We start from the raw sequence: 19,510 nt of genomic DNA on the forward strand, positions 1-19,510 counted from the left end.
AACACCAATTACTCAAAAATTTTATGAAAGGTAAACTAAAAACCAATATTTTGTGTAGTCTCACATTTCTGTTGATTAGTTCTTCTGGTATGATAGCGATCGCACCCCCGAAAGCGATCGCACAAGTTACAACAAGTTACATCAACCGTCCAATTCTCAAACTTGGTAGTCAAGGAGAACGGGTTTCGGAACTTCAAGCATCTCTTAAACTTCTGGGCTTTTACACAGGTGCGGTAGATGGTATTTATCAAGAAACCACAGCTAACGCCGTTTCTAGGTTTAAACAAGCAGCAGGTTTAAGTCCAGATGGTATTGTAGACACTATCACTTGGCAAAAACTTTTCCCAAGTACATCCTCAGAAACATCAACTATACCTCAACCTAACCCCATAAATAGTTTCACTGTTCCTACTCTCCCTACTACCACCAACCCAAAACCTGCTACTTCAAAACCTCCGACTCCAAAGCCTACAATTTCTCAAAAGAACCGCACTGTTCAACCTACACCACCGAACAAGCGTCTCCCCCATATTCAATATACCCCAGAAGGGTGGCCGATTTTACGTTTAAAGATGAGAGGAGCAGATGTGCTAAAATTGCAACAACAACTTCACAGGTTAGGCTTTTTGAAAGGTGCTTTGGATGGGGATTTTGGAGTAACCACTGAAGCGGCTGTCAAGGCTGCCCAAATCCGTTATAAGTTAGAGGCTGATGGTGTGGTTGGTCGTGCTACTTGGGAGGTATTATCACGCCCTTAGTCTAAATTTGTTGTTGAATTACTATAAACAAGAGAGAATGAAACATTTTTTATTAACTTGGCTGGGGACTGCTGTTGCCCTGTTGATTACTTCTCAAATTGTACCGGGATTTGTGGTTACTACTTTTAGTGCAGCTTTAATTGCGGCGATTATTGTTGGGTTGGTTAACGCGATTATTCGTCCGATTTTGTTTTTGTTGACATTGCCAATTACTCTGATTACTTTTGGTTTATTTACTTTAGTAATTAATGCTGTAACTCTTTTATTGGCAAGTAACTTAACTCCGGGGAGTGGTTTTGAAATTCAAGGTTTTTTACCTGCTTTGTTAGGGTCAATTGTCCTCTCAATTGTATCTAGTATTATTAACTATTTTCTCAGAACAATTTAATGTGCGATCGCTAAATCAAGCAACGATTTTGACTGATTTAATACCTTTGCTACACCACTGAATTAGTAGCCATCTGTCAGAATCTTTATCTAGTGCTGGCTTGAGCCGAAAAGCAAAAAATTCTTCCCATGCTTCTACACCGTGTTTTGTAACAAATTGGTTTTCAACTTCCTTAAATTTTTCCCAGTTACGTTCTGCGATAGCAGTCAGCATTGGGATTAATTCAGTAATAGATATAGAAAGTGTTGCTTCACTCATCTGGGTATCCTTCAAAAATACAAATTATTGGTAAAACTTCGGCTTCTGTATCAATGACTTCGACTAATCGAAGTCCCCGTTTTTTGCCTATCTTCTTACAGTGTTCCTCAGATGCGGCTGGTAGCCAGTATCTTGACTCTTTTACAGGGTCAAATTTACTTTTGGAACGTTTAATATCATCCTCTCTCATGCTGATTTTTGTCGGTTGGCTTGTTTGTTCCCCGTGATCGCTTTAACTGACTTTATTTTTATCGTCTGTTATATAGCTTACCATAATAAACTGTTCTGATGCTAATTCCATATTAAAATGATATCAACTACGTTATATTAAAAATAAGTCGGGTATCACTCACCTGTAACTATATGATTCATTCAAAAGTTCACAGACTTGTTTCCCAGTTATATTAGTATTATTAACTATTTTCTTAGAACTATTTAATGAGCGATCGCTAATGTTAACATACCAACTTTTTCTGGTAATTTCATAATTTGTTTGGGAACTAATAATGTACCGCTTCTAGATGTGTGTTTAGAGGCAGCAAGAATGGCAGATGCTTCAGCTACACTGGGTGTTCCGACTGATTTTTGGGTAATTTGGGCTGGATTAGGTACAGAAACGGTGGCTAGAATTGCGGCTGTAAAGAATTTTATGGGTAAGTTGTGAAGGTGACAATATTCTATTAGTCCAAGTTCTGAGGTTTTAGAATCAATGGTGGCAATACCCGTCATGTTATTTTGAATAAGTTGATATTCTTGAAAAACTTTCTCAATTGATTCCTGAATAAACTGTGATGAGATTCCCTTTTGGCAACCAATTCCTACCCAAAAACTTTGAGGATACAATAATTTTAATTGCATATTTTTCTCATTTATAATTTTAATCTTTTATATAGAATTTCCCAAAGTCTTGCCAATACAGACAGATTAGCATTTGGTGAATAATTATACCATAAAAATGATATTTTCAATACTTCTGATTCAACTAAAAAAGTATATATTAGACACATCTAGCACAGTAGGAATCATTGAGATATAGGCAAGGCAAAAGGTAAAAAGAAAAGGGTAGTTTTATTTTCTTTCTACTATGATGGTGCAAGCATTTAATCTCGATGTTCCGATATTTTATCGCTCCACTGTAACAATTTCACAACAGTTGCAGTGGAGTTTTGTTCACTATTGTTTCAGTTTTCTGTCTCACGCAGAGGCGCAGAGGCGCAGAGAGGAATATAGAAAATTTAACTACGCCATCTCAGTGTCTTAGCTTTAATTGGGTTAACAAAAGAACGTTCCTGTAACTGAGATCGATCAAACTCTGCCTTTAACCTATAATACCAACGGGATTGAGCATCGGCATCTCCAACTAAAGTTAAGGGGGGTTGATGTTTCAAACCAATTTGTTGTTTCAGCAAAATTTCTCGGTCTTGATTCAGAAAAATGCGGGCAAACAATAGCAACAATGGACTAAGAATAGGAAACCAAGATAAAGTGGTGTAAAACATAGTTGTTTCCTCAGTTTCATTTTCAGAAATAGGAGTAATCGCTGTTAAATTACAAACTATATGTTTATCAGTTGATATCCGCTCAATTCTAATTCCTGGCAACCGAAATGATATCTCAATTTGTGGATTTTTTCCAATCAAACGATAGAATAGGGTTTGTTGTTCTAGTGAGTGCTTTTGCATAGTAAAACCATATAAAGATGGTTCAAAATTTTTGACTACCTCCTGGAGAGTTTGAGGAGAACGCCACCACCAAGCCTGATGAACAAAGGCAATATGAGCAGGATCGAGTAGTCCCCCTACAGCATGATCTACATTACAGGGAAGACGAATAGACTCTAGACCTTGGGGACTTTGATCTCTAAATTCCGGGACAATGGGGACATCTTCTAATTTTAAAGAACCCTGATCATTTGACATATAAATCCAAATGTTTCCTTGCACCTCTTGTATTGGATAACTTTTTATTTCATCTACTTTACTAAATATCTTACCTGAGCGATCGCGACTAAAAGTAATTTGTTCATTTAACAAGGTTTTTGAAAGTGGTTTTCCAATTTTTAGTTGCTTACCAGGTAATGCGTAGTACCAGATATTTCTTAAAAATAAAGGTGTTTTAGTCATGTTAATTTAGGTTTTACTTAAATTTAGCATTTATTAAGAGGCGGAAAAAGGGGGAGGGGCGTATTGCAATACGCCCTTACTTTTATTTACTTAATGTAAGTTGCTAGTTAGATGAAATAAGGTGCGTCAGAAACTTAAAATTAATCATTTTAGCCTACATTATTCTGTCTGACGCACCCTACAGACCACTACAGACTACAAAATTTCCGAAAAATTAATAACTAGCAACTTGAGTTACTTAGTTGAAGTGAAAAATAGTGGTAAGCAAGTTATATCAAGAATTTAACTGTACCACCATTGACGATTTACATACCTAAAAACAGACTGAAAATCAATCCTAAAATAATTGAACCACCGCCAAGAATAAAAGACCAAAAACGGTGATAACTGTTAACAATTGTGCCATTTTCTCCTTGTACTTGAATCAAATCCATCCAAGGGGCAACACCGCGACGAAACCAACCAATAGTTTCAACTTCTTGACCAATCAGACTTTGTACTCGTTTCATCCCAAAGAGAAAATTACCAATGGGTCCAAAGCGAGAAGCGTAGCGTAAATACAGCATCCCAGTAGGATCTTGTAGTTTGAGGTCAGAACCGAATTTATAACCGGAGTCACCACGACCAATAAATTGACCTTCTAGTTGGGCTGGTTGTCCCCGCAAAGGACTGGCATAAGGGTCTGACATGAGGGTGAGAATGTCTGTTGTTGGTGCTTTCATGTAGTCGGGGTACATGACAAAGGTTTTGATCAAAATTCCCATCCCTAAACCAATTAATAGCATACCCAAGATGATTAATGGGTTATGAGAAGCCGACCACAATAACACGCCAATAATTAAACCTATGACCACACCTATTGTTTCTGCACCGTAAAGGACGATATCGACAAAAAAGTTGCTGTAAAGTTTGTTTTTATCTAGGTTTTTGCCTTCACCAATGACTCGCCCCATGTCAAACTCTGTTTGTAAACCCAGTTGTTCGGCGTAGGTGCTGAGGGCGCGGACTCGTTTACCTGTAAGGGGATGAGTTGAATTTAATTCCATCCACCAAGCCCAGGGGTTGAACATATCCCATAAAAAGATGCGACCAACTTTTTGAGGGTCAGAGGAAATGCGGTAGGCTGTACCAGTAGAGGTGGCGGCTTTGGGGTCATAAATGCCCAGGGCGCGAGTACCTTCAATTAGGCGGCTGGGTTCTTGGGTTTTGCTAGTTTCTTCAACGATACCGTAGGCGATTTTGACGAGGGCGCGGGATAAAGCATTGGGATTACCTGTGGTTTCGGCGGCGAAGTGGTCGGCAAAGTATTCTCTGGTGCGAGATAGATATAAGACTAAATAAGTACCGACGAGGTAAAAGATATAGGCTACTACTGCGGCGGTTTGTAAGGCATCCTTGACTTTGTTATCTCCTCGACCACGACCTAAAGTTCTAGCTGTGCTGTAAATTAAGTAGCAAATCTGCACTAAGGTGGCCGCTACTGTCATCACTGCAAAGTCCCAATGGACGATGTGACCTAGTTCGTGGGCGTAGACGGTAGCTACTTCGTCGTCATCTAGGTAGGTGAAAAGTCCCTGACTAACAACTAATCGGGCGCTGTTGGGTAAGGAACCGTAGGTGAAGGCTGTGGGGTTTTGGTCGTTGATGATTCCTAGTCTGGGTTGAGTGATCTTTTTTTGCTGACAGACTTGACGAATTACTTTGGCTGTTTCTGGGCTGAGTCTTTCTATTTCGGCTATTTGTACCCAACGAGTTTTGTAAAACCAGTTTTGGGTTAAGTCCATGAGGAAGGGAGAAAGGAAAAAGACGGCTAGACTGAAGATGATGGTAATTGTAACAGCGATCGCTAGTCCGCTAACAGGATTATCATTACCGACAATAAACACTAGGCTTAAACCTAATGCCAAGACCATGCCAAATAATAAGGTAATGGTTACACCAGATGCTAGGGCTAAATTACCACCGATGCCCCCCATTGCTAATGTCGCCCCAGTTGCTACTGCACGTCCGGCTTTACGCAGGTTGTTAGACTCCGTTGGGGGTGTTTGTGGTAAGGATGGCCGGGCTTGTTCTGCCCATTTACGGACCTCTGGGTTGTCGCTGACAATTAATTTTTGCCACAAAGCTATGGCTTGTTCAGTATTTCCTGTTCCCTGATATGCTTTCATTAGCCACATCTGGGCTGTGAGATAATCTGGGGAATTTTGATCTACACAGTTGTGAGAAAATTCTTCCAGTAATTGGACTGCTTGGTGATAGCGTCCCTGTTGAATGGCATCTAACCCTAATTGTAATGACATAGAATTGGCCTCATTGAGAGGTGACATTTTAATTTATGGATACCCAATAGATACAGTATCGGCGATCGCTATTTTGTAAATTTTCTCGAAAAAACAGTATAAATTATTATTAAGTCCAGGTTGGACTAAAGTTAAGATTGTGATGTTACTGTACTTTATTTTTTGTGATGACTACTCAGTTAGTTAATTTTGCCCAAAAAACCCGCCAAGCTGCAAGTTCTTTGGCACTTCTGTCTACGGAGTCTAAAAATCAGGCTATTGAAGCGATCGCTGTGGCGTTAGAATCAGCAAGGATGGAGATCATACAGGCGAATTTGGCTGATTGTCAAGCAGCAACTCAGGAAGGCATTGCCAAACCACTTTACAAAAGATTGCAATTAGATGAACATAAATTAAGGGAGGCGATCGCTGGGGTGCGAGATGTTGGTAAATTAGCAGATCCTGTGGGAAAGGTGCAAATTCACCGAGAAATTGATACTGGTTTAATTCTCAAGCGCGTTACTTGTCCTTTGGGTGTTTTAGGGATTATTTTTGAAGCCCGTCCCGAAGCAGCTATTCAAATCATATCTTTAGCAATTAAATCAGGTAATGGGGTAATTCTCAAAGGTGGTAAAGAAGCTTTGCGTTCTTGTGAGGCGATCGTTAAAGCCGTTAAACAAGGATTATCTCACACTGCTGTTAACCCTGATGCAGTGCAATTGTTAACAACCAGAGAAGAAATTTTAGAACTTTTACATTTAGAGAAATATGTAGATTTAATTATTCCTAGAGGTTCTAATTCTTTTGTGCAGTTTGTCCAAGATAACACCCGTATTCCTGTACTTGGTCATGCAGAAGGAATTTGCCATCTTTATATAGATCAATCTGCTGATATTAAGAAAGCAATCAGTATTACTGTTGATGCCAAAACTCAATATCCATCTGGTTGTAATGCTATTGAAACTTTGTTAATTCATAATAGTATTGCTGGAGAATTTCTCCCTCAAATTGCTAAGGCTTTGCAAGCAGAAAATGTAGAATTAAGAGGTGATCAACGCACCTTAGAAATTTTACCTAAAATTACCCCAGCTACAGATACAGACTGGGGAACAGAATACAGTGATTTGATTTTATCAGTAAAAATCGTTGATTCTTTGGAAGCAGCAATAACTCATATTAATAATTATGGTTCTCGTCACACAGAAGGGATTATTACCGAAGATGTAAAAGCTGCGGAAATATTTCAAAACTTAGTTAATGCTGCGGGAGTTTATCATAATTGTTCTACTCGTTTCGCTGATGGTTTCCGTTATGGTTTTGGTGCAGAAGTGGGAATTAGTACCCAACAAATGCCACCTCGCGGACCCGTTGGTTTAGAAGGTTTAGTAACATATAAATATCAAATGTCTGGTGATGGTCATATTGTCAATACTTACACAGGTGCAAATGCTAAATCATTTACTCATCGTGATTTGATATAGCGGTTTTTGATTGAGTGAGATAGAAGAACCCCACCCCCAACCCCCAACCCGCAAGCGAGGAGGGGGCTATGATCTATTTTGTCGAACTAAAAACCACTATCCGGCTATTACAATGATGTCAGGACTTACACAAAATATCTCTCAAAACCTCTTTTCTCTGTGAACTCTGTGCCTCTGTGGTTAGTTTATTCCGTAAATTATCCATAAACTCTCTCTTTAAACCAAGGCTTTGAGTAATGCTTGAAGTTTAAGTTGTACCTCTGCAAATTCTTTATCAGGATCAGAACCGGCAACGATACCAGCACCAGCGTATAACCTAGCGCGATCGCTGTCAATTAAAGCTGAACGAATACCAACAATAAACTCACAGTTACCCTCAGCATCAACCCAACCCAATGGTGCAGCATATAAACCCCTTTCAAAACTTTCATAACGACGGATTTCTGCACAAGCAATATCTCTATCTGCACCTGCAACTGCTGGTGTGGGATGCAATTTAGACACAATCTTTAAAGGATGAATATTGCTAGGAACTACAGCAGTAATAGGTGTCCAGAGATGCTGGATATTAGATAATTGTCGCAAGCGTGGGGCTAAAACTTGGGGAAATAAACCTAGCTGTGATAAGTGTTGAGTAATGAAATCAAGGACTAATTTATGTTCGTGTTTTTCTTTGATACTATTGATTAATTTATCTGCATTAACAGCATCTTCCGTAGATGTTTTTCCCCTGGGTGCAGAACCAGCTAAAGCATCAGTAATTAATTGTTGCTGGTGAATACTAATTAACCGTTCTGGACTAGCACCAATAAAATTTTGCCCTTGTCCATTACTGGTAGAGAAAACATAACAATTAGGGTAAAATTCTCGGAGATTATTTAAAGATTTGATTAAATTAAAAGGCTTGCTGGCTTTAACGTCTAAAGTATCTGCTAAAACTATTTTTTTTAACTGTTTAATTTGAATCTTCTTTAAAACTGATAATACTGAATATTTATATCTATCAGAATTTTCTATGTTTATATTAAACAATTTATTAGAGTCAAATTCAATATTTATAGAACCATTTCTCAAAGATTGAATAATTTTAATTTTGGTTTTTATATCTTGGATAATGTTTTGTATATTTACACTAGAATCAATAATTGTATTAATAACTAAGGTACAGCAATCATTTTTGACAGCTACTTGCAACTTAGGTAAAAAAATGGTAGCAGGTGGAAATGGATAACCAACTTGATGAAGCTGATCAAAAAAACTGAAGCTACAAAAAAAATGAGTCCCTGCAAAAGGTTGATGAATATCACCAAAATTAATTACATTTTTCAGACAATCCTTGATGAAATGTTCAGCTTTAGTAAATCTGTCTTTTCCAGAAATCTCTAATTTTGCTATACTATCAATTGCTGCGATCGCTTCACCGTTACTTCTGTTTTCAAAGTAAAAATTTAAGACATTTACCTCGGCAAATTTATCTAGTACAATTAGAGGTTCAATTAAATCAATATTTAGGGAAATACTAAAAATTTGCTGACTATTGTTTTCATAGCACTTTTTTTGAATTGCTAATAATAATTGATGCAAATCTTGATAGTCTATAAAGAAACTGCTGCGACATGGTGAAATTGTCATGGATGTGTAAGTTAATTTTTTTTAAGTTATCTTCCTAAAGTGTAATTATTTATGGTCGTATTTCTATAGGTAACATATTCCGTGACCGTTAACCAGGATAAGCTTTGCTTGGTTCTAGACTTTCCCAGAACTAGATAGATCAGTCTGATTCTGCTTTCCGTCACAACTAAATTAGCATTTTTTGACGTTCACCATCCTTAAACTGTTGCAAATTTAATTTACATGATGACTCAAAATCAGATTTCATTGCCAAAAAATAAATTATGGCTTGCGGCAATTAAACCGCCAATGTATAGTGTAGCTATCATGCCTATATGGGTAGGTTCAGCGGTAGCTTATGCTGAAACTAAGAGTTTTAATCCAATAATTTTTTCAATTTTTGTCGCTGCGGCAATTTTAATTTTAGCTTGGGAAAATATTAGTAATGATGTTTTTGATTCAGACACAGGTATTGATCAAAATAAACATCATTCTGTGGTGAATTTAACTGGTAACAAACAATTAATGTTTTGGCTAGGAAACCTGTGTTTAGGTTTGGGTTTGTTGGGGATAATAGCGATCGCTCTTTTGCAAAAAGACCCGATAGTAATTGGTATAATTTTGCTATGCTGTTTCTTGGGTTATATGTACCAAGGGCCTCCCTTTCGTTTAGGATACCAGGGTTTAGGCGAAATTCTCTGCTTTTTTGCCTTTGGTCCAATGGGAATGACAGCAGCATACTACAGTCAAACTCAAACTTGGTCAATCATCAATTTAGCCGCCTCAGTGATTGTCGGCATTATTACCAGTGTAGTGCTATTTTGCTCACACTTTCACCAAGTTAAGGATGACATAGCCGCAGGAAAGCGATCGCCCATTGTCCGTTTAGGTACAAAAAAAGCCGCACAAGTCCTAATTTGGTTTACTAGCAGCATTTATGCTTTCAATTTGTTATTAGTTATTTTAGGAACTTTCCCAGTTTGGACATTATTAAGTTGGTTAAGTTTACCCTTTGCATTCAAATTATGTCGTCACGTCCTAGAGAATCATGATTTACCAGACAAAGTAAGTAATAGTAAATTTATAGCGATCGCTGTCCATTTTTCCAGTTGCTTACTATTAGGTGCAGGATTTATATTAGGCTAATAATTAACATTTAAACCAACAAAAACTCTTGTGAGGTGGGCATCTTGCCAGCCCTATTCATGCAAATTCAACATAAAACAGCTTATCAATTCTCCTTCCGTTACCATAACCAGAAATTTACCCAGCCTGTAATTACCAATCATGGAATTTGGGAAACACGCGAAAGTATAATTATCTGTCTCATGGATATTAATCATCAAATTGCTTGGGGAGAAATCGCCCCCATCAGTTGGTTTGGTTCAGAAACTATAGAACAAGCCTTAGAATTTTGTCAGCAATTACCAGGAAAAATCACAGATGAGATAATTTTCACTATTCCAGATCACTTACCCTCTTGTCAATTTGGTTTTGAATCAGGCTATGAAAATCTTATGCACCAAAACCCAACAATTACAAATCTGACTTATAGCGGTTTATTATCAGCAGGAGAAAAAGCTTTAAATCAATGGCAAACTTTATGGGAACAAGGATATCAAACATTTAAATGGAAAATTGGCGTTGATGATATAGCCAAAGAATTAAAAATTTTTAACTCATTAATTCACGATTTACCCAATTCAGCCAAACTACGGTTAGATGCTAATGGTGGACTTAATTACGAAACAACTAAATTATGGCTACAAACTTGTGATCAACTACAAACAAAAATTGAATTTATCGAACAACCCCTACCAATTAATCAATTTCATGAAATATTAAAACTGAGTAAATCATATTCTACCAAGATAGCCTTAGATGAATCTGTCGCCACATTGCAACAACTAAAAAATTGTTATCAACAAGGTTGGCGAGGAATTTTTGTGATTAAACCAGGGATAGTAGGTTCACCATCGCAGTTAAGAAAATTTTGTCAACAAAATCAAATTGACAAAGTATTTTCATCAGTCTTTGAAACAGAAATTGGTAGACAAGCATCATTAAAATTAGCCGCCGAATTATCTCTCAATCATCGCGCCGTTGGTTTTGGCGTTAACCACTTTTTTACACAACAACAAAATTGGCTTCAAACCTTATGGAACAACCTCTAAATTATCTACAAAACCTAAAAAACCATGATTTGCTAATTGGTTATAGTAGCCAAGAATTTAAAAGAATAGCCACAGAATTTTATTTAAAATTAACTGAAATCCCACCACAAAAAATTATTATAGCAGAACGTGAACCAATACAATTTTTAGCTAAATTTCTTGGTGCTTGTGCAGCTAAATGTCCAGCTTTTTTATGTAATCCAGACTGGGGAAAGCAGGAATGGGAACAAGTATTTAATTTAGTCCAACAGGAGTATACAGATAATAACTCTAATTACTCATTACCCATTCCCAACACTATTATGATTCCTACCGGTGGTTCATCAGGAAAAATTAAGTTTGCTATCCATACATGGGAAACTTTAATGGCTTCTGTACAAGGGTTTACAGAATATTTCCAGATAAACACAGTTAATTCTTTTTGTGTGTTACCTCTCTATCATGTTAGTGGTTTAATGCAATTTATGCGGACTTTAACCACTAACGGTAAATTAGTTATTACTCCTTTCCAAACATTAGAATTTTATCAAAAAGATTATATTAATCCATCGGAATATTTTCTATCTTTAGTCCCCACACAACTACAACGTCTGTTACAAGATCCACAATTAACTCAATGGTTAAGCCAATTTTATACTGTATTTTTAGGAGGCGCACCAGCATGGGATGAGTTAATAGAAAAAGCCAGATTTCATCAGATCAAATTAGCATTAACCTATGGAATGACAGAAACAGCTTCCCAAGTAGCTACTCTCAAACCAGATGATTTTCTACAAGGTAAAATTAACAGTGGACAAATTCTACCCCATACAAAAATAACAATTAATCATCAAACAGGAAATATCAATATTGAATCTAAATCTCTAGCGCTAGGTTACTATCCCCAAATATGGGAAGATAAAGATAATTTATTAGTAGATGATATTGGTTTTTTAGATGCAGAAGGCTATTTACATATAACCGGACGTAGCAGTGATAAAATCATTACAGGAGGCGAAAATATCTACCCCATAGAAATTGAATCAGTCATTCAAAAAACTAATATGGTGATTGATGTTTGTGTAATTGGTATACCTGATAAATATTGGGGACAAGCAGTAACAGCTTTATATATTCCCAAAACTGCAAATACATCTTCTTCAAAAATTGAAAATCAAATCAAAAATCAACTTAGTAAATTCAAAATTCCCAAATACTGGATTTCCCTACCAAGCTTACCTCGCAACGCCCAAGGTAAAATTAACCGTCAACAACTCCAACAAATTGCCCAGGATTTTATCTCAAATAGGTAATTAAAAATTACACAATTTCTTCTCTTAACTTTCTTCTTTCTTCACTTTCACCCTCCCTACGGTTAGTTTCTAGCCAATTAATAATTTGAGTAGGTAATTCTTGCTTAATTCTAGTACCCACATCAATACAAACGTGTCTAGTAATTGCCTTGGCAACTATTACTTCAGATATGGTAATTTCATAGCTAATTTCAAATTTAGTATCACCTATTTTTTGAGGTGATAAACTAATCAGTAACTTATCACCACAATACATCGGTCTTAAAAAATCTAAACTAGAATGTACAATAGGAAAAGCGAGAGTTGGATTAGTAAAAAAATCTTTGAGATTAATCCCTAAATCTGCTAATGATTCTTCATAAGCTTCATGACAAATGCCCAAGACATTAGCAAAATAAACCACTCCAGCGGCATCAGTATCTTGAAAACGCACGGTACGTTGATAGGTAAAAATCATCGCTTCAAATTCCTTAATAGATTGTTAAATACCAAAAAGTTGAGAATTAGCTGATGCTATTAACTCAAAAAATCTCAAAATGTAAACTTCCCTTGTGTCATATATTCTATAATTAATATCGCTTTCAGAGGAAACAGGAGACAAAAAAACTCATATTTAAAAACATGAGATTGAATCAGCTTTAGTTTCTTCACTGTTAAGAGTTTGTTGTTCCCTTTCCTCAATATAAAATTTATTTTGCACGACTACTTATCGCTATGAATTTTGGAACTAGGACAGGGCGATGTAAATAAAACAACAATTTCAAATCTAGAAAATATTACGCTGCAATGGTTTTGACTTCCTTCCTGCGGTACGAAAATGAGCAGTAGCTTCAAGTAGGGGAACAGGCTAAACGCAATTTAGTGGTAAACTTATTGATAATAAATTGCACTTAGCTAAATCCAGCATGACAATCATCCTCAGCCAATCAGACCTTGATGAACTGTACCAAAAGACTCCTCAACCCCAGCTAGAAAATCTCGTACTTGATAGCTTTGAGGAGATTGTGGGTATGCCGGAAATCTTGGGACGGGGCTACAATCGCAGTATGAAGCTATCGTCTGGGGTGTGGTTGGATTTCTCAGATTACGAATATCACCAGGACTTGATGGTGAAAACACCCGCCCATGACCATTCGATTCAGTTCACAATTTTTCTATCAGGCTTTCTGTACTTTGATGATGTTCACCCTAATCTGGGTGGAACACAAAGCTACTTTTCTGGTAGTGGAATTTCCCCTGGCTACATTGAAAAATATCGCGCTGGAGAGGGTTTAACTTGCGTGAATGTACATATTGAGCCAGAAGTGCTAAAGTCGTTTTTGCTGGAAGATGGGCAATATAACTCTGATATTCAGAAATTATTGTTTAAAGGGGAAGACTGGAAAATTTCATTTTATCCCAAGGTGACACCAGTAATGCGATCGCTCGCTCAACAAATGTGGAATGTACCCTATCGCGGTGCAGCAAAGCGGATGTATCTTCAGGCGAAGGTATTTGAGTTAGTCGCTATGCACCTGGATTGGATTTCGGCAGAACAACAGCCAATTCATGACAAATCAGGGCTAAAACCTGAGACTATTGCCTGTATCCACCATGCTAAGGAAATTTTGACCACACAACTAGAATATCCGCCATCACTCTGTGAACTAGCGCAGCAAGTAGGAGTCAGCGTTCGCACTCTCCAGAGAGGTTTTTCAGCACTTTTTAATACAACTGTTATGGGTTATTTGACACAGCAACGGTTACAGAAGGCAGAAATGTTATTGCATCAAGGCAATTACAAAGTTGCAGAAGTGGCAAATCTAGTGGGTTATGGGCATCTGGGTAACTTTGCAGCAGCCTTTAAGCGACAGTATGGCATCACACCTAGTCAGTGTTTGGCAGGAAAAAAGGCAGTTTTTGGATCATAAAATGGCATTTTTTAGATAGACAAGCCACAGTTAACTTTTCTACACTACACCTCATAGCTAACAAAAATAATTAGCAATAAATAGTTTTAATTGCTGTGTGAGGAACTATAAGAATCCGATTTGATTTATGAAACAATCTAAGTACAGGTAGGGTGTGTTATTATTTATCTGTTCAAAAATTAAATATGAGTCCTAAGTTTCATCAGTATAGGCTGGTGAGAAACGGCAAGATTTAGACACATAACTCGCAGTGGTGAGAATAACTTTATTGCAGATATTCCCAATGCTCAACTGCGTTTACCCAGTGGTGAAGCGTTTACATTTCGTTCGGAAAAATCTGTTGAGGGAATTAGGGAAATTACAGTTAACTATAGATTAATGGAGAGCAAACTCCGTTTCATCCATACCAAAACCAGTGAACTGACGTACATCTGGCTCATGAAAAGCCAAAATAATGTCTTGCTTAGGCACACCCATCTCGACTAATTGATTTGCAATTCCCACTTCTGTCCCATCATGCTGAATCCAAATTTTGCCATCCTTAATATCAAGATGTAAAACACAGCCAAAATCACGTTTATTTCCACGCCACCCAACATAAAGAAGTTGATAGTGATCTTGTTTAGTATCAAAAATAGTCTGGATATCATATTCTTGGAAATTTCGCTGCATAGAAGAGCGTTGAGCGCGTTCTGAGAGAAGGTGCTGGATATATTGCCGATATTGTTCTACAGCCATTGCACTATTACCTCTTGTAGCACATCATAAACAACTAATCGCAGTTGATATCGTTGAACCGCAGATTGAATAAATCGGCGTTGAAAGAAACTTTCATAAATTGGCGATCGCACTGCTAAATAAAGTTGACGGTCAGGTTCGGTCAAATCAAGGGCATCTCTATAGTTGAGGAATTGCCCTAAAGCTGTATGAAAATCTGAAACATTAGATGGACTGATAAAGCTTTTGATTTCTACAGCAATTTTTTGATTTTCCCGCACTGCGGCTAACATTTGCTCTGCTGCTAAGTCAATCTCAAAATCTACGCCATCAATATTAAGTTCATAAGGATCAGCCGTAATCTGCCAGCCTTCTTTTTCTAAAGCTGTTCTAACCAGATAATGAAACCGATCTTTACCCATACAGAAACTATACAAACTTTCTCAAAAGCAAGATAAATTACAAATTTAATTTAACATATCTATCAGACTTTCTAGCGGCGATACCACAAAGTGGTTGCCAAAGGCATCGCATCCGATTAATATCCGCACGCAGGGCTACAAAACATGAAAGAGAAGATTGCTATCGTCAGAATGCACCCTGACGGACACAGCCAACCCGACCAAACTGCACAGGCATATCTTAGAGCGATCGCAGTTAATCCTGAAGCTGTTTACCAAGCATTGCAGTTTATACCACACTGATAGTAAGGAAATAGAACTAAATTTTTGACTATTGACCCTTTACTTTTATGCCAGAGGAAATGCTTGGCAGCGAAAAAAGGCAGTTTTTGGATCATAAAATGGCATTTTTTAGATAGACAAGCCACAGTCAACTTTTCTACACTACACCTCATAGCTAACAAAAATAATTTGCAATAATAAGCTTTAATCGCTGTGTGAGGAACTATGAGGAGTTGGTGTTTATCTGTTCGTCTATCGTTGTTAATCAGTCTTTCGGGATGTTTGAGTATTGTTGCAGTTTCATCGGTAGGGGCTAGTGAGAAACCTAACTCGCAAGATGCCGGGACAAACTATGAAACGAGTTATCAAATTCCCCAACTCAAAAAAATAGAACTTCCTACAACTAACGCACAATTATTAGTACAGACACCAACTAACGAGATAACAGGGCAAGTTATACCTATTACGGGTGTGAAAGCTAATCCCACAGATAAGGGTGTGGAAGTAATTTTAGAGACGACCCTGGGAGAAAAACTGCAAGTCACAAATCGCAGTCAAGGTAATAACTTTGTTGCAGATGTATCTGGTGGGCAGTTGCGTTTACCCAATGGGGATGCTTTCACGTTTAAATCCGAAAAACCCCTTGAGGGAATTACAGAAATTACAGTTACAAATATTGATGCTAATACCGTGCGGGTAACGGTGGTTGGGGAGAAAGCTTTACCTGGGGTTGAGTTGTTTGATGGGGATGAAGGGTTAATTTTTACAGTTCCATCTATAGCCACATCTGCACAAACCCCGGAAACACCAACGGAAGAACAACCAGCAGCCCAGCAGGATGAGCCAATTGAGTTGGTAGTGACAGGGGAGCAAGACAGATATCGCATCCCCAATGCCTCCACCGTAACGCGAACAGATACACCACTGCGGGATATTCCCCAATCAATTCAGATTATTCCTCAACAAGTGTTACGGGATCAACGAGCCGATATATCTAGTGCGCTGCTGAATGCTCCCAGTGTGCGTAACGCAGCACCTTCTAACTTTGACTCGTTACGATTGCAAGTGCGAGGATTTTTTAGCCAATCTACTGTGAATGGTATTAAAGAGAGTAACGGTTTAGCCTCTAATGTGGGTCCTGACTTAACAGGAATTGAAAATATTGAAGTTCTGCTTGGCCCAAACTCAGTTTTACTGGGTTCAACATCACCGGGGGGAACAGTCAACTTTGTCACTAAACAGCCGTTACGAGATCCTTACTACTTTATTGAAGCAACTGTGGGTAGTTTTGATTTTTACCGTGGTGAGGTGGATATATCGGGGCCTCTAGATGATGAGAAAAAAGCCCTATATCGGCTGAACGCATCTTACAGAAATCAAGGGTTTTTCACTGATCTGAGCCAAACTAGAAACCTAGTTATCGCGCCAGTTTTCAGTCTGGAACTGAACAAGAATACAAATCTGACCATTGAAGGAATTTATAAGAACCTACAGCAAGAGAACAATAACTTAGGCTTACCAGCGATTGGGACAATATTTTCTAATCCCAATGGTGATATACCCCGTACCCGCATTACCAATGAAGGTGAGCTTGATGTCACAACTACCAGGATTGGATATAAGTTAGAGCATAAATTAAACGAGAATTGGTCATTAAATAATTCTTTTCGATATGGATACCTGAACTATGACGGTGCTGGACTCAATGTTGGAACTCAACTTTTGAGTGATAATCGCACCCTACTAAGAACAGATAGTGATTATAGCGATCGCTATAGTGACTATAGACTAACAACGAATGCTATTGGCAAATTTGTCACAGGTTCAATCCAGCATCAATTATTATTTGGTATTGATCTAGGGAGACTGGATAATAGTTTAACATTTACAGAGCGATCGGGCGCACCCATTGACTTATTTAATCCCATTTATGGTCAACCATCTGGAGACGTTACATTTGCATTAGATAGCAATACCGTCACTGATGAGCTTGGCATTATCTTACAAGATCAGGTAACAATTGCCGACAACTTCAAGTTACTCCTCAGTGGTAGATTTGATACCTTCACCCAAACCAACAAAGATTTTCTCGCTAATACAGAAACAAGTCAATCAGGAAGTGCCTTTAGTCCCCGTTTGGGCATTGTCTATCAACCAATTCCACCCATTTCCCTTTATGCTAACTACAGTCGCTCCTTTGAACCAGCTATTGGTCAAGCCTTTGATGGTAGTGACTTTGAGCCGATAAGAGGTACGCAGTACGAAGTGGGGGTGAAAGCAGATTTGCGCCAGGGACTTGCGGCTACATTGGCGTTTTATGATATTACTCAATCGAATGTTTTAACTGAAGACACAAATAACGTGGGTTTTTCGGTGCAAACTGGAGAACAAAACAGCCAAGGTATTGAACTGAGCCTTACCGGTGAAATTTTACCAGGATTGAATGTTTTTGCCAGTTATGCTTACAACAATGCTCGTGTCACCCAAGATAATAGCATTCCCGTCGGCAACCAAGTGCAAAGAACAACTCCCCATGCTGCTAGTTTGTGGACAACATATCAAATTCTACAAGGTGATTTACAGGGTTTAGGCTTTGGGTTAGGATTGTTTTATGTAGGCGATCGCGCTGGAGATACTGGAAATACATTTGAAGTACCTAGCTACTTTACAACCGATGCTGCTGTCTTTTATAAACAAGACAGATTCCGTGCCGCGATTAATATCAAAAACCTCTTTAACGTAGACTATTTTGAAAATGCTTTCAATCGCTTGCGAGTCTCTCCTGGTGCGCCATTTACAGTCCAGGGAACTGTTTCTTTGACATTTTGACAATAAATTTCCCTAACGGATAAAAGCTGGCAGGATTTACTAGATATCTTCAGAAACAATAACTTTCTCAATTTCTGGAGATGTGTATTGAATCCTGTTTTATCAAGCACAAATCTATGAAAATAATTTCACGTCGCTTTATTGCTATCTTTTTATTGGGGATTTTGATATTTACAGCTATTTGGGTTGGTAGGGAAAGTTTTACTTATGAAGCTACAAACTCAATATCTCAACAACAAAGTGCAAAATGTCGAATAGTGCAACACATCAAAGGAGAAACTTGTATTCCTCTCAAACCTCAACGAGTTGTCACCTTAGATTTTAATAGTTTTGCAGCAGTTTTAGCTTTAGGCATCAAACCGATCGCCACTTGGATCACAACTGAAATAGAAGATGACTTTCGTTACTTTCAAGGAAAAGCAGATGGTGTTGAAATTTTATATAGTTCCAGTGATCAAATTAATTTAGAAAAACTTGTATTACTAAATCCTGATTTAATTATTGTGATTTCCCACCCAGGATTTGCAGGAGTTTATAAATATGCTTCACAAATTGCACCTACAGTAGTTCTACCTTGGATAGAAACTAGAGGAAACTGGAAACAACACATTCAAGATACTGCCAGAATTTTAACCAAAACAGAAACAGGCATTCAACAGATAAATCACTATCACCAACGTGTTAACCAATTAAAACAGAGAATTAATAATAATCATCGAAAAATTCACATATCATTTGCTTTTGTTGCTGCCGGAAAATTAGTGATTACTCGTGAAAAATCCTTTGCTGGTGGAATTTTAAATGATATTGGCATATTGAATCCTATATTTTCAGAAGTTGGTGACAATGATTTACCTCTTTCGGAAGAACTTTTACCCAAGATTGACAGCGATATCCTGTTTATTGCACCGCTACGCAAAGATGATCACTCAGTGATCAAACAGCTTGAGCAAAAACCTTTATGGTCTAAAATCAAAGCTGTGCAGCAAAATCAAGTTTATATAGGG

General features: G+C 37.8%; 19 protein-coding genes and 1 pseudogene. 11 read left to right on the forward strand and 9 right to left on the reverse strand.

Annotated elements, in window-relative coordinates:
* Positions 1-23 precede the first annotated feature (23 nt).
* On the forward strand, positions 24-758 hold the full coding sequence (locus tag VB711_RS12500; RefSeq protein WP_323286380.1) for a peptidoglycan-binding protein: 735 nt from the start codon (positions 24-26) through the stop codon (positions 756-758).
* A gap of 37 nt (positions 759-795) precedes the next feature.
* Entirely contained in the window at positions 796-1,146 is a 351-nt protein-coding gene (locus VB711_RS12505) for a phage holin family protein (RefSeq protein ID WP_323286382.1), read from the forward strand.
* A gap of 15 nt (positions 1,147-1,161) precedes the next feature.
* Here the strand turns inward: VB711_RS12505 and VB711_RS12510 are convergent, their stop codons facing one another.
* The 5 genes from VB711_RS12510 to VB711_RS12530 form a co-directional block, all read right to left on the reverse strand.
* A complete protein-coding gene (locus VB711_RS12510; protein ID WP_323286383.1) occupies positions 1,162-1,404 on the reverse strand; it encodes a hypothetical protein in 243 nt (80 codons plus the stop codon).
* Positions 1,397-1,594 carry a hypothetical protein gene (locus tag VB711_RS12515; protein ID WP_323286384.1) on the reverse strand — a complete coding sequence of 66 codons (198 nt, stop codon included), beginning with the start codon at positions 1,592-1,594 and terminating at the stop codon, positions 1,397-1,399. Before VB711_RS12515 ends, VB711_RS12510 begins: the two co-directional genes overlap by 8 nt.
* 245 nt (positions 1,595-1,839) lie before the next feature.
* Positions 1,840-2,262 carry a cobalamin biosynthesis protein gene (locus tag VB711_RS12520; RefSeq protein ID WP_323286385.1) on the reverse strand — a complete coding sequence of 141 codons (423 nt, stop codon included), beginning with the start codon at positions 2,260-2,262 and terminating at the stop codon, positions 1,840-1,842.
* Between the two features lie 377 nt (positions 2,263-2,639).
* Positions 2,640-3,527: an aromatic ring-hydroxylating dioxygenase subunit alpha gene (locus VB711_RS12525; protein WP_323286386.1), complete on the reverse strand. Its 888-nt coding sequence runs from the start codon at positions 3,525-3,527 to the stop codon at positions 2,640-2,642.
* Positions 3,528-3,832: 305 nt separating this feature from the next.
* On the reverse strand, positions 3,833-5,827 hold the full coding sequence (locus VB711_RS12530) for a zinc metalloprotease HtpX (RefSeq protein WP_323286387.1): 1,995 nt from the start codon (positions 5,825-5,827) through the stop codon (positions 3,833-3,835).
* Positions 5,828-5,994: 167 nt separating this feature from the next.
* Here VB711_RS12530 and VB711_RS12535 point away from each other — a divergent pair, with 167 nt between their 5' ends.
* Complete coding sequence (locus tag VB711_RS12535) at positions 5,995-7,287, forward strand: glutamate-5-semialdehyde dehydrogenase (protein ID WP_323286388.1); 1,293 nt, start codon at positions 5,995-5,997, stop codon at positions 7,285-7,287.
* Between the two features lie 216 nt (positions 7,288-7,503).
* On the opposite strand, the gene VB711_RS12540 is transcribed toward VB711_RS12535, so the two are convergent.
* The gene (locus VB711_RS12540) at positions 7,504-8,919 is read right to left on the reverse strand and encodes an isochorismate synthase (RefSeq protein ID WP_323286389.1); all 1,416 of its coding nucleotides are present in this window, start codon (positions 8,917-8,919) and stop codon (positions 7,504-7,506) included.
* Positions 8,920-9,144: 225 nt separating this feature from the next.
* Between VB711_RS12540 and menA the strand changes: the two genes are divergently transcribed.
* From menA to VB711_RS12555, 3 genes are read left to right on the forward strand one after another with little or no spacing between them, the layout of a single operon-like run.
* Complete coding sequence (menA, locus tag VB711_RS12545) at positions 9,145-10,044, forward strand: 2-carboxy-1,4-naphthoquinone phytyltransferase (protein WP_323286405.1); 900 nt, start codon at positions 9,145-9,147, stop codon at positions 10,042-10,044.
* 59 nt (positions 10,045-10,103) lie between these two features.
* The gene (locus VB711_RS12550) at positions 10,104-11,072 is read left to right on the forward strand and encodes an o-succinylbenzoate synthase (RefSeq protein WP_323286390.1); all 969 of its coding nucleotides are present in this window, start codon (positions 10,104-10,106) and stop codon (positions 11,070-11,072) included.
* Positions 11,057-12,364, forward strand: coding sequence for a 2-succinylbenzoate--CoA ligase (locus VB711_RS12555; RefSeq protein ID WP_323286391.1), 1,308 nt, complete (start codon positions 11,057-11,059; stop codon positions 12,362-12,364). The genes VB711_RS12550 and VB711_RS12555 overlap by 16 nt, the downstream gene beginning before the upstream one ends.
* 7 nt (positions 12,365-12,371) lie before the next feature.
* Here VB711_RS12555 and VB711_RS12560 read toward each other — a convergent pair whose 3' ends face one another.
* Positions 12,372-12,821: a thioesterase family protein gene (locus VB711_RS12560; protein ID WP_323286392.1), complete on the reverse strand. Its 450-nt coding sequence runs from the start codon at positions 12,819-12,821 to the stop codon at positions 12,372-12,374.
* A 448-nt stretch (positions 12,822-13,269) separates the two neighbouring features.
* Here VB711_RS12560 and VB711_RS12565 point away from each other — a divergent pair, with 448 nt between their 5' ends.
* Positions 13,270-14,274, forward strand: a complete 1,005-nt coding sequence (locus VB711_RS12565) for an AraC family transcriptional regulator (protein WP_323286393.1) — start codon at positions 13,270-13,272, stop codon at positions 14,272-14,274.
* A gap of 246 nt (positions 14,275-14,520) precedes the next feature.
* Positions 14,521-14,640, forward strand: a pseudogene (locus VB711_RS26455) (hypothetical protein); the annotation flags it as partial.
* Between the two features lie 9 nt (positions 14,641-14,649).
* Here the strand turns inward: VB711_RS26455 and VB711_RS12575 are convergent.
* Together VB711_RS12575 and VB711_RS12580 are read right to left on the reverse strand one after the other, a co-directional pair.
* Positions 14,650-14,946: a XisI protein gene (locus VB711_RS12575; RefSeq protein WP_416233577.1), complete on the reverse strand. Its 297-nt coding sequence runs from the start codon at positions 14,944-14,946 to the stop codon at positions 14,650-14,652.
* Positions 14,947-15,002: 56 nt separating this feature from the next.
* On the reverse strand, positions 15,003-15,413 hold the full coding sequence (locus VB711_RS12580; RefSeq protein ID WP_323286395.1) for a XisH family protein: 411 nt from the start codon (positions 15,411-15,413) through the stop codon (positions 15,003-15,005).
* 144 nt (positions 15,414-15,557) lie between these two features.
* Here VB711_RS12580 and VB711_RS12585 point away from each other — a divergent pair, with 144 nt between their 5' ends.
* From VB711_RS12585 to VB711_RS12595, 3 genes are all read left to right on the forward strand, one after another.
* Positions 15,558-15,695, forward strand: a complete 138-nt coding sequence (locus VB711_RS12585) for a hypothetical protein (RefSeq protein WP_323286397.1) — start codon at positions 15,558-15,560, stop codon at positions 15,693-15,695.
* A gap of 204 nt (positions 15,696-15,899) precedes the next feature.
* Positions 15,900-18,503: a TonB-dependent siderophore receptor gene (locus VB711_RS12590; RefSeq protein WP_323286398.1), complete on the forward strand. Its 2,604-nt coding sequence runs from the start codon at positions 15,900-15,902 to the stop codon at positions 18,501-18,503.
* Positions 18,504-18,619: 116 nt separating this feature from the next.
* Positions 18,620-19,510 (forward strand): iron-siderophore ABC transporter substrate-binding protein (locus tag VB711_RS12595; RefSeq protein ID WP_323286399.1); only part of this gene is annotated, 891 nt, incomplete at its 3' end.

The organism is Cronbergia sp. UHCC 0137 (assembly GCF_034932285.1).
GTDB lineage: Bacteria > Cyanobacteriota > Cyanobacteriia > Cyanobacteriales > Nostocaceae > Cronbergia.